This window comes from Nocardia sp. NPDC052254, assembly GCF_040679495.1.
Classification (GTDB): Bacteria; Actinomycetota; Actinomycetes; order Mycobacteriales; family Mycobacteriaceae; genus Nocardia.
Genome location: NZ_JBFAUW010000002.1, coordinates 282,279 through 296,374, shown reverse-complemented (window position 1 = coordinate 296,374; position 14,096 = coordinate 282,279). Strand labels below are relative to the sequence as shown.

The following is a 14,096-nucleotide window of genomic DNA, read 5'->3' as shown; positions in this document are numbered from 1 at the left end:
CACTGAAGCGACAATGGGCGGCGCACATTCCGTGCGCCGCCCATTGTTGTCGGTGGATCCGCTCAGAAGACCCGCAATCGTCCCGGTGACCAGAGTCCGTTGCGGTTCTCGGTTCCGGTGTCGACCTTCGCGGGCTTCGCGTCCGGTGCGTAGCGGTCGTAGCGCTCCAGCGTGCCCCAGTCGCGTGCCCAGTTGTCCTTGAGATAGGTCGGGATGGTGGTCGAGCTCGCCAGCATCTGGGTGAAGCCGAGCGGGCCGCCGAACTCTTCGGCCTGCCAGGTGTCGGTCGAGCTCACCGCGAGCGGGCGGTCGGGCAGGATGCGATAGTTCGGCATGGTCGCCACGCCGTACCGGTGCGGGAACGGGTTCTGGCAGGGGAACTGCAGACCCACCGCCCAGTCCTCGAGCACCGGCTGCTCGGAGCCGAGCAGGTTGTTCAGCGTCACCATCTTCGGTACCCGTGGCGGGGTGAACGCCAGCCACTGATCACCGATGAGCACATTGCGGTTGGCCGAGATCCGCACCGCATCCGCGTCCGCGGCTATCTCCGAGACCGGAATGCGCAGATTGCGCCAGGACGGCGCCGGGCCGATATCGCGCGGTACGTAGCTGCCCTCGAATTTCACCGAACCGTCCGGCTGGCGCTTGCCGTATTCGAGCTTCAGATCCTGGCCGTACTGCATGGCACCGGTCTGATCGAACGACATGATGCGTCCGGCGGCGGAGATGACCACCAGCGGCGACTGGTCCGTGCGGGCCGGCAGTTCGTACCAGCTCGAGGTCAGATGTGCGGGCTGCTGCAGCCCCTGCTGGTAGCTGCCCATCACCGGCGTGGTCTTCGGGTCCAGACCGAAGGGCAAGGCCACCGATGAACCGTTGACACCGCTGTTCTCCGTGGTGCCGCCGCCGGTGCCGGCATTCTGGCCCTCGGCGAAGTTGGCACCCACCGACTGGTCGGAGGTGTTACCGGTACCCGGCTTGACCTCGACCGCATCGGCCTTCAGATCGGTCGGGACTCCGTTGGGATCGAATCCGGTCGGCTCCGCCCCGGCCAGTGGATCGTTGTCCTTGGGCGGATGTGCGGGATCGAGGATCGGATTCAACCGGCCCGCATTGGCGTCGGATTCGACCAGGACGTCGTCGGCGATTCCGCAGCGGTTGCCGTCCACGGCATCGACATTGCCGCGCGCCAGCGAATAGGCGGGATACTGCGTCACCGCGCCCTTGGCCAGCGACAGCACCTCGAACAACACCATCGCCGCGGCGACGACCGTCAGGGGAATCGCCGCGAAACGCCGAACCCGCCTGCCGCGCGCGGATTTCGAACTCTCCGGCGGTTTGGCGTAGCCCTCGCGCAACGCCTGCCATGCCACCACCGCCAATGCGAGGCCGAACAGCACCAGCATCAAGGTGTTGGACTGGAATCCGTGTACCGACACCGTCTTGTCGAACCACGGCACACCGTAGCTCGAGACATACCAGTAGCCGTTGGTACCGGAGAACGCCAATGCCAGTGCGAACAGCAGCGCGGCCAGGAAGATCGAGCGGTTCTTGCGTGACCGCAGTGCCGTCGCCGATACCGCCACCGCGGTCACCGCCGCCAGCGCACCGGCGATTCCGGCGTAGGCGCCGAAGTGGTGGGTCCACTTGGTGGGGTTGAACATCATGAAGAAGATGGTTCCGCAGACCACTCCGATCAGCCGCCAGGTCGGACCGCTGGAGATGCCGGGAATCTGCTTGCGCCGCAACAACACCAGGGCGGTGGTGATCAGGCACAGGATCATCACGATGAACGCGAAGCGACGCGATACCGACCCGTCGACGGTCTGCACGAACAGGTAGTAGTAGCGCAGGTAGTCCTCGTACCAGGCCAGGTTCGGCCCGGTGAGGCGGCGGACCCGGTTGGCCTCCTGGATACCGGCGAAGGTCTGATCGCTGTAGACCACGGTCAGCACGAGGAATCCGGCCGCGGCGATCGGGGCCAGCAACGGCAGCGAGGACACGAACCCCGATGCCCGCCAGCCACTTCCGACCCGCTGTTGCAGATCGCGCTTGCGTTGCACCACGATTCGCACCAGCGGACGGACGGCGGCGAGCAGTGCGGCCACACACATCAGGCCGGTGGGCGCCGCGGCGAGGGTGAACGCCGCGACCAGAATCGCGACCGCGGCCGGTAGCAGGCGCCGGGTCGCGATGGCACGTTCGATGGAGACCCAGGTCAGCAGCGCGCCGAGCGCCACGATGGGTTCCGAGCGCAGGCCGTTGTCGTAGGGCATCCAGAAAGCGAGGAAGACCAGTCCACCGGTCCACAGCGCGACCTTCGAGGTCCGCACGCCACGGCCGAGCCGGGGGACCACCTCGCGGCTGATCACCATCCAGCACAACATGCCGCACAGCAGCGCGGGGATGCGCACCCAGGGGCTGGCGGTGGAGATCTGCGCGAAGATCTGGATGACGTCGTAGTACCAGCCGAAGGGAGCCTCCGGTACGCCGTACCAGCGGAAGTAGTTCGCCAGGTAACCGGCGTGCGGCGCCACCCGGACCATGGTCAGGATGTAGCCGTCGTCGGAGGTGTTGGCGCCGACGAAATGCCAGACCAGCAGCGTGCCGAGGACGGCACCGTCGGTCCAGGTCGGCCGGAGCCAGTGCGCGGGGAAGAAGCGGCGGTGACCGCGGCCGTCGGTCGTGTCCAGCCGGCCCAGTGCGGCCAGCGCGATGAGGGTGCACAGCACCGCGGCCAGCATGGCCACGAGTTTGATCACCGTGGGAGAGGACGAGAATCGGGAATCGACCGTCATGTGGAACGACAGTCCGGTGGGCGCCGGGCCCTTCAGATCGGAGAAGACGCCGACCACCTGCGGCCGCAGATCACCCGGCAGGGTGCCTTCCACCGGGACCGTCACCATCTCGGTGCCTCCGGTGGCGGTGGGGCGCTCAACCTGGGTGTTCAGGCCCTCGAAGTGGGCGTACGTGCGGTTGATGTCGGAGGTGATGCTGATGCTGGTGCAGCCGTCGAGTTCGGTTCGCTTGGCCGAGGCGACGATCGCGTTGCGATCCACGACATCGACCGAATCGGCGGTCACGCGCACGAACATGCCCTCGAGGGCGGCTCGATCACCCTCCGGCGGCGCGGTGGTGAGCAGCATTCCGCCCTGCGGCAGCTGGGCGATGGCGGAGCAGGGGATCGAGGCCCGCAAATCCACCGGGACCTGCGACATCAGCGGTGCCTCGACATTGCCGACGGTGTCGCTCTGCGGCCAGTTCACCTCGGCGGTGGTCTGGCTGACGGGCAGGAACGGGGTCGCGATGGCGAACAGGGCACCGAGCACGCCGGCGATCACGGCGATCAGGCGAGCGGTGCGGAAATCGCGCGACGTCACCGGTTGTTCGGTGACCGTCGGTTTGGCAAGTACTGCGGTTGCGGCGTCGGGCACGGATGGTGATGTTATCTGGCCGAGACGCGAGTGACCGTCTTCACGGGAACGGTTCGGGCGTATCGATTTCCCGAACCGCTTCCCATGATCGCGTCGAGTGCCGGACTACCTGCTATTTCGCGCGGATCGGTGCGTCCTTGGCCCAGCCCCAGCGGTTCTGCACCGTGACTGCGACGGTGGCCTGCTCGGCCTCGGGGACATAGGGCGTGAACCGCTCCAGCGAACCCCAGTCGCGGCTCCAGTCGTCGTTCAGATAGGCGGGCACGGTCTGGGCCGACAACAGCAGTCCGGTCCAGCCCAGCGGACCGCCGCCGATATCGTCCTGCCACGCATTGGACGCATCGGAACCGACCCGGTCGGGCAGGATGCGCCACCTCGGCACCTCGGCGACGCCGTCCTTGTGATCGAACGGCCGCTGGCAGGGGAAGGCCAGGCCCACATGCCAGTCCTCGAGCACCGGATCGGTGTGTCCCACGACCGAATCCAGCGTCGCCAGCTTCGGCAGCCGCGGCGGCGTCACCGCGAGCCACTGCTTGGGTGTCAGATCGTTGGCGACGGCCACGATGCGCACGGCGTTGGTCCCGTCGGGGATGCGGTCCAGCGGAACCCGCATGTTCCGCCAGGACGGCGCGCCACCGATGTCCAGCGGTACGAACGAACCCAGCGGGCGCACGGTGCCGTCGGCGCCGCGGTCGCCGAATTCGACCGTCAGATCCTGGCCGTAGGTGAGGACACCGTCGGCATTCACCGATTTGATCCGGCCGGCCGCGGTCACCACCAGCAGCTTGTGGTCGGGATCGCGGCGGGCGTCGGCCACGTCCATCCGGTACCAGCCGGAGGTCAGATGGGCCTGCTGTTTGGCGCCGGTGGTGTAGCTGCCCAGGACCGGGGTCCGCGCCGGATCCAGTCCGAACGGCAGCGCGACGGAACTGCCGTTGACGCCCACCTGTTCGGTGGTACCGCCGCCGGTGCCCGCGGTGGTGGTGTTGGTTGTCTTGTTCGTGGAATCCGATTCGATCGAATTCGCCCCTCCGGTGGTGGTTTCCTCGGCATCGGCGGTCAGATCCTTGGCCACACCGTCGGGAGTGAACCCGGTCGAGTCGGCGCCCAGGGCATCGGCCGCGGAGCCCGAATAGGGCTGCAGCAGTGAATCGCGGGTGTCGGTTTCGGTGAGGACAGCGTCGGCCATCGAACACCGATGTCCGGCCAGTGCGCGGAAATTCGACTTCGCGATGGAATACCCCGGGTACTGCGTCACGGCGCCCTTGGCGAGCGAGGCGACCTCGAACAACACCAGTACCGCGGCGGCGATCGTCAGCGGCTGGACCGCCCAGGTGTCGAAACCGAAACGCCTGCGCTCCTGTGGTTTCCGATACGGCTCGCGGTAATACTGATAGGCCGCGAGCAGGATGCACAGTACCGCCAGCCCGAGGAACAGCGTCGACAATCCCTTCCCCGCCACCAGCGGGGCCTTGTCGTACCAGGGCACCCCGTAGCTGGAGACGTACCACCAGCCGTTGGATCCGGTGAAGGTGATGGCCAGCAGGAAGAAGACCGCGGACGCGAACAGCGAGCGGTTGTAGCGTGCGCGAATCCCGTTGACTCCGACCGCGACCGCCGTCAACGCGGCCAGCGATCCGGCCAGCCCGGCGTAGACACCGAAGTGATGGGTCCACTTGGTCGGGGTGAACATCATCAGGATCAGCGACATGAAGACGATGCCGAGAATGCGCGCCGACGGGCCCTTCGCGGTACCGGGGATGCGACCGTTCTTGCGCAGCATGACCAGGACACAGACCAGCAGGCACAGCAGCATGCCGAGAATGCCGAAGCGGCGGGCCAGCGAACCGTCCGGTGCGAGCATCAGCAGCGAGTCCCAGCGCGTGCGCTCGTCGAACCAGGCGACATTCGGCCCGATGATCTTGCGTACCCGGGTGGCCTCCATGACCGAGGCCAGCGTCTGATCCGCGAAGACCACCACCAGCACCAGCGCGCCCGCGGCCGCACCCGGGGCGAGCAGCGCACCGTAGCGCAGGATCGCGCGACCGGCGGAGCCACCGCCGCGAGCCCGGGCGATGATGTGCTGCAACACCGGTCGCGAACCGGCGATGAGAGCCGCGATACAGATCAGGCCGGTGGGTCCGGCGGCGAGTGAGAATGCGGCGATCAGCACCGCGATCGCCGCGGGCAACAGGCGTTTGGTGGCGATCGAGCGTTCGATCGAGCACCAGGTCAGCAGCGCGCCCAGGGCGATCAGCGGTTCGGGGCGCAGGCCGTTGTCGTAGGGCAGCCACGCGGCCAGGAACACCAGGCCCGCGGTCCAGCGCGCGACCCCGTCCCGGCGCACCCGGGAACCCAAGCGCGGCAGGACTTCCCGGCTGATCACCAACCAGCACGCCACCCCGGCCAGGAGCGCCGGCAGTCGCATCCACCAGCTGGCGTCGCTGACCCGGGTCATCCAGGCCAGCACCTCGTACGGCCAGCCGAAGGGCGCCTCGGCCACTCCGAACCAGCGGTAGTAGTTGGCCATGTAGCCCGAATGCCTCGAAGCGCGGGCCATGTTCAGGATGTAACCGTCATCGGAGGTGTTGGCGCCGATGAAATGCCAGATCACCAGCGTGCCCAGGACCACCGCGTCGGCGACGGTGAACCGCCACCAGTGCGCCGGCAGATAACGCCGCGCCCGCCGTCCGTCGGCGGTGTCGATCAGATGCAGGCAGATCAGCGACAGGATGGTGAACACGACCGCGCCGATGATGGCCGCCAGCTTCAGCGGGCTCGGGCTGGAAGAGAAGCGGGAATCGATGTCGGCGTGGACGTGCGCGTCACCGAGCTGCGCGCGATCGAGGTCGGTGAAGACGCCGACGACCTGGGGCCGCACATCCCCGCCGACGGTATTGGTGAACGCGGTGCCGTCTTTCCGGCTGACACCGGTGAATTCGCCCGTGGTGCCCTGTGCGGTCGAGGTGATGGTGAGCCGGGTGCACCCGCCGACCTCTGCCAGCGGCGCCGACAGCACCGGGATGTCGCGCAGCAGCACCGACAGCGTCCGCCCGCCCGGTTCGTCGACGACCTTGGCGATCAACCCCTTCGCCGACGCGCCCGGCGCATCCGCCGGGACCGTCGACAGCACCGTGCCGCTGGGCAGATCCCGGAACGCCGAACACGATATCGACGCATCCAGCTGCAACGGGACATAGGACACCAGCGGCGCGGTGACCGGAACCGATTGCGGCTGTGGCCAATCCATGCTCGTCCGGTCCTCTCGCACCGGCAGCAGCGGTGTGAGTACCGCGAGGACGACGGCGATCAGCCCCGACAGCAGGGCTGCCAGGCGGATGCGGGGAAACGCTGGAGAGTCTGCGCGCACCCAGCGATGCTAAGCCACCGCACTTCCCGAACCCGCTGGCACACCTGCGGAATCGGGTGCGGATGCTCGATATTCGCCGGTGACCGGTCAGCTCAGGGTGCGAACGTCCCAGACGACCACGCCGTCGACCACCTGTCCCGGGAAGCCGAGCAGTTGGTCGAGGGTGGCCCGGATCGCACCGCCGTGATCGCTGGGCGGCAGCACCACCACATCGGCGCGCCAGTAGGCGAGATCGGCCACCGCCTGGGTCCGGGCGCGGTCGTCGATCTCGGGAATCCGGTCGGTGCGCTGCGCCTTCATCAACAGGGCCGCGGTCGGCCGGTCGTCCGGGCCGTAACGGCCCTTCTTGTCCGCGGTCGGACCGACGAAGTAGCCACCGGCCAGCGGGAAGTCGAAGTCGGCGTCGACCTGCCATTTCAGCGGTCCGGCATCGAGCCGGGTCGGCGGTGGTGCGATCACCACCGAGCCGTCGTCGACGTACCGATCGACCGTGCCGTCGGTGAAGAATTGCGGGGTCGGCTCGCGATGGGTCACGGGCAGCACGGTCGGCACCAGCGGGACCAGGGCCAGCGCCATCGCGACGAACCAGATCACCGGTCGGATGTCGGCCGTCGAGGCGCGCGCGTAATCCAGCATTCGCTGGGTGGCCAGTGCCAGCACGACCGCGATGGCGGGGACGGCGGCCAGGGTGAACCGGGTTTCCAGCACGGTGTTCAGCAGCGGTACCTGGTCGAGCCAGTGCCACGGCAGCGTGATGCCGGTATCGGTCCGCTCGATGCGCAGCGACACACCCAGCGACAGGATGGTGAACGCGACGATGACCGCGGCGACCGCGCGCACCAGTCGATGTTCCGGTTCGCGCCGGCGCCACAACCATGCCGAGGTCCCCGCGACCAGTACCAGCAGCGGCCAGCCGAAGAAGGCGTTCTCCTCGGTCGGGTTGATCGCGATGTTGCGGCCCGGGGAGAAGAGGCCGCCGAGGGATTGGGACGGGAACTGGGGCAGGGCGGCGAGATCGTTGCCCATCGGACCGTGATCGATGGATCGGTAGCTCTGTGGTCCGAAGAACTGCCACCACAGCGGGATCGTGGTCAGAGCCACGGTGATCACCGCGCCGAGGGCGAGCGTCGGGATCAGCGCGCGCGCGACCCGCAGTCCCGTGCGCGGTGCGTGCAGGTAGTAGACGAGGGCGAACAGACCGAAGCCCAGCGCGAAGATCAGCAGCGGTTCCTCGCCGAGGGCGATCTGCAGGGCGACCAGCACCCCCAGCACGATCGCCTCCCGGATTCGCGGCAGCGTGGATCGGAAACCGGCCTCGACGTCGTCGGTGCCGTTCTCGTCTCCCCGGACCGCCCGGCGGGCCATCCGGATGATCAGCAGCGCGAGCATCGGCAGCAGCGCCAGCACGACGAAATTCGGATGTGCGCTGGCATGCGAGACCATCGCCGGGGCGAAACCGCAGAACAGACCACCGAGTGCGGCGGCGAATCGCGAGGTCACCAGCTCCCGGGAGAACAGCCAGTACCAGGCGAATCCGGTTCCGGCCAGGCCCAGGGTGAGGACCAGGACGAAGGTGACCGTGGGGCCGAACAGCAGTGTGACCGGTGTCAGCGGAATACCCACGCCGAACATGGCCGTGTTGGCCATCATGTTCACGCCATCCGGGAAGTTCTGCAGGACGGTGCCCAGCGGATTGTGCAGATGGGCCACCGAGTGTGCGGTCTCGGCGAAGAACCACTCCCACATCGACTGGTCCTGGCCGCTGTCGATCAGGTAGCCGTGGGTGGTGTCTCGCCACTGTCCGGACATCACGACGACGGCGCCGATCAGATGTAGCAGGCCGACCGCGACGTCTGCGCGTGCGGCGCCGATCCGCGGCAGCAGCGCGGCGATCCGATCGGCGGCCGGAGCCGACCGCCGTTCGTTCGTCGTCTCCGGAGCCGGCGCGGCGGCCGTGTCCACCGCGACCACACCGGACCTACCCGGGGCTGTCGACTCGTGCGGGTTCGTTTCCCCACCCTGTACCACTGATAAAACTCCTCGAGCCGACGACCAGCCACCCACCGTACTCATCGTCGTTGTGGACCGCACCCGCACGGACTGCGGTTATCCACAGGATTTTCGAAATTCCACAAACTTATCCACAGGCGATCGCGGTCGGCTCAATGGCGCACCACCAGCGTGAACGGCCCGAATTCGGTGCTCTGGAAGTGCGGATCGTCGAACAGGGAACCCGGGAATTCGACGGTATAGCGCCGCACATTGGGATCGTTGGGATAGACGTCCTCGGCCAATCGCAGCGTGTAGTTCTCTCCGCTGCGGCGGAAAAGGAAGGCGTCGGGGGCACGCCAGGGGGAGTGGTTCAGCGCATCGATCAGTTCGGCGGGAGTCTCGAGCTCGCTCCATCGCTCGATCTCGGCCGCACGGGCCGGGAAATCGGCGAGCGGATTGGCGTAGTGCGAGGTCAACGCCTGGAATCCGTAATAGGGGTAGTACGACAGAAAGCTGGTGTCGGCGGTCAGTACCACCGTCTGATCTCGCGGCCGCCCGGTCTGTTCGGTGAGGGCCCGGTCGATATCGCCGTAGTGCGACACCGCCGAGGGGTTGCGCTTGTCGGCCCGTTGACCATTGCCGTCGGTATCGGTGTAGGCGGTCGTGATCTCGGTGCCGAGAATGCTCGGAATGCTCTGCGCGAAGGCCAGCGCACCGAGCACCGCGACCACCGCGGTCACCGCCCGGAACCGGCGCGGTTCGTCGAGGGCCTGATAGATCGCCCGCGCACCCTCCACGAACCCGAAGGCACCGGCGGCGGCGAGCAGCACTTGCAGGATCGGCTCGAGCCGGAAGGCGAGGCCGGTCGTCCCCGCGGCGGCCACCAGCATCGAGCCCAGCGACCACAGATAGATCGCGACCACCGAGATTCCGAGTGCCTGAGCCCGCCGGGAACTGGCCACCCGTACCACCAGCCAGATGGTGCCGAGCAGACACAGGGCACCGAGCAGCGGTTCGGAGAAATCGAACATCGGGAACGGGAGATGCGAACCGGCCTCGGGCAGATAGTGCAGGGCCGAGTTGGAACTCGGGAGATTTCCGGTCAGCACCTCCGCGACATACGGGCCCCAGACGATCAGTGTCATCAGCCCGGCGACGACACCCATCACGATCAGGCGCTGCAGCACCGGCCACAGCAGCCGGAACAACCCCAGCCTCGGCGCCCGCGGCTGATGGACCGCGATCTCGTGCTGCTGCCACCACAGTGTCGCCCAGGCGACCAGTCCCATCAGCACGACGGTGAAGACCGCCACCGCGAAGAACAGGGTGTAGAACATTCCACTCAGACCGACGAACGCACCCGCACCGATGGTGGCGCCCCAGCCCGCCGCGGTCCGGCCGCCGGGCCCTGCGGGAGCCGATCCGGTATCGCCCCGCTCGGCATCGGCGCCGCTCGCGACCCGCGACCGGCTCTCGGCACCGAACTCCATCGGCCGGTAGAGCGCTCCCCAGGCCAGCACCATCGCCGGGGCGAACAGGATCACCAGCACCGCGCTGTAGGCCTCCGGCGAAGCGAATGCCACCATCACCGCGGTGGTCGTGGCCGCCACCGCGACCGCCCAATCCCAGCGGACCAGCTTGGACCACAGCACCAGCGCCAGCACCGAAGCCACCGCCAGCGAGACGATCGCGTACGGCTTGAACGCCTCCCAGCCGGCCAGGCCGAGGAGATTCGCGAACCGCCCGCCGATCCAGAACCAACCGGCCGGGTAGTACGCCGGAATGTCGGCGTAGGTCATATCGTGCAGCGCCGCGGTGTCGGTGAGCCGGGTCAGATATTCGGTGCGGAATTCCTGATCGACCGAGATGCCGAACAGATACAGCTTGGTGGCGGCCAGCGGCATCCCCAGCGTGATGGTCACGAAGGCCGAAATACCCGCCCACGACAACACTTTCGCCAGCCACGGCCAGCGCCGGCGCCGGATCAGCACGATCGAGACCACCAGCAGCACGGCGGCCCCCGCCTGCCCGACGGTGGTCAGTGCTCGAGTCACATTGGAAGAGTTGAACGCCGGCCATTCGACGACGGACATCGCGACGAGTCCGATCGCCGCCACGACCGCGGCCACCACCGCCCCGACGACAGCCTCCCCGAGCCCGCCCCCGACCTGCCGGACTAGTACGCGCACTGTGCCTCCGGATCCTCTACTCGCCGCATCTGCCCCGCGAGCCTACAAGCACCGCGCGGGCCCGACCGTGCCACACCGAGCACCTGTCCGGGACATGCGGCATGATTCGGACCGCACTCCGGCCACCGTCGGCGGCCGAGCTCGTGCCGGCCGACGTCCCGAGCATCGGAGGTGAACTCCGGTGCCGCATCCGCCGTTTCGACGAAGAAAGCCGGCGCCTCGGCGGCGCCGGCTCTCCGGACGGGGCATCACCCCGCACGAACACTCTGCTCAGATGGGCAGCTTGCGGAAGATCGCACGCGGGACATGGCGCAGGATCACCATGACCCAGCGGAACGCGCCCGGCGCCCAGACGATCTCCTTGCCCTTCTCCGACGCCGAAACCGCAAGCGCCGCAACGTCTTCCTTGTTCACCGTGAGCGGCGCCTCGGCGACGTGCGCGGAGAACTGGGTGCGCACCTGACCGGGGCGGACCACGGTGACGCGCGGGCCGTGCGGGCGCAACGCCTCGCCGAGGCCCAGGTAGAAGCCATCGAGTCCGGCCTTGGTCGAACCGTAGACGAAGTTGGCGCGCTTGACCCGCTCACCGGCCACCGAGGACATCACGATGATCCGGCCGAAGCCCTGTGCCTTCATCTTCTCGCCCGCGAGCACGCCGACCGATACACCCGCGGTGTAGTTGACCTCGGCGACGCGAACCGCCTTGGCCTGGTTCTGCCACAGTTCCTCGGCATCACCGTCGAGGGCGAAGGCGACGATCGCGACATCGATATCGCTGTCCGCCCAGGCCTCGTCGATCACCTTCGGGTGGCCGGCGGTATCGAGCGCGTCGAAGTCGATCACCTCGACCTTGGTCGCACCCGCGGCCTCGAGCTGGGCCACCGACTGCGCGCGTAGCGGATCGCCCGGCAGCGCCGCGAGGATGACCCGCGCCGGACCCTTCTTCAGATACTCCTGGCAGATCGCGAGACCGATCTCGGAAGTGCCGCCCAGCAGCAGAATGTTCTGCGGGTTGCCCACTGCGTTGATCATTTTGCGCACTCATCGCTCACTATTGCAGCTCCAGCCTTCTCGCCATATCGGACATGAAAACGCCTGTGGGATCGACACTCCGGCGGATCTTGATCCACTCGTCGATCCGGGGGTACATCTGGTGGAAGGTCTCCGCGGTGGTGCGGGAGTCCTTACCGGTGTAGAGCCGGCCGCCGAATTCCAGTACGCGCCGGTCCAATTCGGTGACGAATTCGTTCAGACCGGGTGCGATCGGGAAGTCCAGGCAGACGTTCCAGCCGGGCATCGGGAAACTCAGCGGCGCCTGATTGCCCTGCCCGAAGTACTTGAACACATTGAGGAACGAGTAACGTCCGCTGGCCTGGATGTCGATGAGGATCTGCTTGAACTCCTCGACGGCCTCCGGCGGCACCACGAACTGATACTGCAGGAATCCGCGGGAGCCGTAGGCGCGGTTCCACTCGCCGAGCATGTCCAGCGGGTGGTAGAACGCCGTCAGATCCTGCGGCTTCTGCCGGTAGGTCGCACCCTTGCGGTACCAGATCTCGGTCGCGAGGGTGAAGGTCTTGTTGTTGAGCAGACCGTTCGGGAAGACATCCGGGAACGTGAGGAACGTCTTGCCGGTGAATCCCAGCGGGTTCTTCTGCAACTTCTTCGGCAGCTGGTCCAGCTTGGCCAGCGATCCGCGCGAGATGACCGCGCGGCCCAGCTTCGGCATCGGACTCAGTGCGTCGAACCAGGCCGAGCTGTACTCGTAGTTGTCTTCGGAACCGTCGCTGTGGAAGGCGATGGTTTCGTCCAGACCCGAGGTCACATCGCCATCGGCGATGAAGTACGCGGTCTCGGTCGGCGTCATCTCGATGGTCGCCCGCAGGATGATGCCGGTGAGGCCACAGCCGCCGACGGTGGCCCAGAACAGCTTGGCGTTCTTCTTCGGCCCGATGGTCTGTACGGTGCCGTCCGCGGTGAGCAGCTGGATCGACCGCACGTGATTGCCGAAGCTGCCTGCGCTGTGGTGGTTCTTACCGTGGATATCGGAGCCGATCGCGCCGCCGACGGTGACCTGACGGGTGCCCGGCAGAACGGGAACCCACAGACCGAACGGAAGCGCCGCCTTCATCAGCTGATCGAGATTCACCCCCGCGTCGACATCGACCAGATGGGTGTCGCGGTCGATGCGGTGGATCTGGTTCAGCGCCGTCATGTCGACGACCAGGCCGCCGGCGTTCTGGGCGTTGTCACCGTAGGAACGCCCGAGGCCGCGGGCGATCACGCCGCGGCGCAGGTGCGGTGGCTTGGACTCGTTGTCCTCCGCGACCATGGCGACTGCTCGCGCGATCAGTTCCGGATCGCCGGTGGAGAGCACTTCGGCGGTGGTCGGTGCGGTACGGCCCCATCCGGTGAGGCGGCGGGTGTGCGTGGGCAGAGTCACGTTCTCGTCCGAGCCTTTGCTTGCCGGTGGCACCTCGCCGTCGCCCGCGGATTTCGCAGGACCCGCGGCGGTGGAGGTCTGAGCTTTCGTGGACATCGGCATAGAGGCTACATGGGCGGCGGGGATCCGGTTCCGCCCTGCGTGCGGTGCGGGGGTCGAGAGGTACTGTCATGCGCGTGAGCGCGGAACCCCACCTTCCCCTTCCGGTCGAATTACCGCTGGTAGACGAGCCGGCCGGTACCGATGTCGACCTGAAGACGCAGATCGTGCGGTTCGTGCTGACCGGTGGGCTCTCGGCGATCGTCGATTTCGGTCTCTACGTCCTGCTGATGGCGCTGGGTATGCCCCGTGACATCGCCAAGGCGTGCAGCTTCATCGTCGGCACCACCACGGCGTATCTGATCAACCGCCGCTGGACCTTCAAGGCGCCGCCCAGCCGGTCCCGCTTCGTCGCCGTGGTCATCCTCTACGCGGTGACCTTCGCCGCGCAGGTCGGGATCAACGCGGTGCTCAACGATCAGCTGCCGGACATGGCGGTGAACATCGCCGGTCATTCGGTGAAGGGCGCCGTACTCATCGCCTTCGTCATCGCACAGGGCGTTGCGACGGTGATCAACTTCGTGGTGCAGCGCGCGGTGATCTTCAAAATGCGCTGAGCCCGGCCGCCG

The 14,096-nt window shown here is 67.2% G+C and carries 7 protein-coding genes; 1 reads left to right on the top strand and 6 read right to left on the bottom strand.

The annotated features are described in order from the left end of the window. Positions 1–62 precede the first annotated feature (62 nt). The 6 genes from AB0L57_RS06330 to AB0L57_RS06305 form a co-directional block, all read right to left on the bottom strand. Positions 63–3,380 (bottom strand): arabinosyltransferase domain-containing protein, encoded by a 3,318-nt coding sequence (locus AB0L57_RS06330; protein WP_364959273.1) that lies wholly within the window; start codon positions 3,378–3,380, stop codon positions 63–65. Positions 3,381–3,546: 166 nt separating this feature from the next. Further along, positions 3,547–6,804, bottom strand: a complete 3,258-nt coding sequence (locus tag AB0L57_RS06325; RefSeq protein WP_364958065.1) for an arabinosyltransferase domain-containing protein — start codon at positions 6,802–6,804, stop codon at positions 3,547–3,549. Positions 6,805–6,891: 87 nt separating this feature from the next. Continuing rightward, the gene (locus AB0L57_RS06320; RefSeq protein ID WP_364958063.1) at positions 6,892–8,775 is read right to left on the bottom strand and encodes a glycosyl transferase; all 1,884 of its coding nucleotides are present in this window, start codon (positions 8,773–8,775) and stop codon (positions 6,892–6,894) included. Positions 8,776–8,966: 191 nt separating this feature from the next. After that, a complete protein-coding gene (locus tag AB0L57_RS06315) occupies positions 8,967–10,985 on the bottom strand; it encodes a galactan 5-O-arabinofuranosyltransferase (RefSeq protein WP_364958060.1) in 2,019 nt (672 codons plus the stop codon). A 270-nt stretch (positions 10,986–11,255) separates the two neighbouring features. Beyond that, complete coding sequence (locus AB0L57_RS06310; protein WP_364958057.1) at positions 11,256–12,017, bottom strand: decaprenylphospho-beta-D-erythro-pentofuranosid-2-ulose 2-reductase; 762 nt, start codon at positions 12,015–12,017, stop codon at positions 11,256–11,258. Between the two features lie 19 nt (positions 12,018–12,036). Further along, positions 12,037–13,530 (bottom strand): FAD-binding oxidoreductase, encoded by a 1,494-nt coding sequence (locus tag AB0L57_RS06305; RefSeq protein ID WP_364958054.1) that lies wholly within the window; start codon positions 13,528–13,530, stop codon positions 12,037–12,039. 68 nt (positions 13,531–13,598) lie between these two features. Here AB0L57_RS06305 and AB0L57_RS06300 point away from each other — a divergent pair, with 68 nt between their 5' ends. Continuing rightward, on the top strand, positions 13,599–14,084 hold the full coding sequence (locus tag AB0L57_RS06300) for a GtrA family protein (RefSeq protein WP_364958051.1): 486 nt from the start codon (positions 13,599–13,601) through the stop codon (positions 14,082–14,084). Positions 14,085–14,096: the final 12 nt, after the last annotated feature.

Bases quoted from the DNA above. Each gene is read 5' to 3' on its own strand.
- AB0L57_RS06300 (WP_364958051.1), top strand. From the start codon at position 13,599: ATGCGCGTGAGCGCGGAACCCCACCTTCCCCTTCCGGTCGAATTACCG.
- AB0L57_RS06305 (WP_364958054.1), bottom strand. From the start codon at position 13,530: ATGCCGATGTCCACGAAAGCTCAGACCTCCACCGCCGCGGGTCCTGCG.
- AB0L57_RS06310 (WP_364958057.1), bottom strand. From the start codon at position 12,017: ATGATCAACGCAGTGGGCAACCCGCAGAACATTCTGCTGCTGGGCGGC.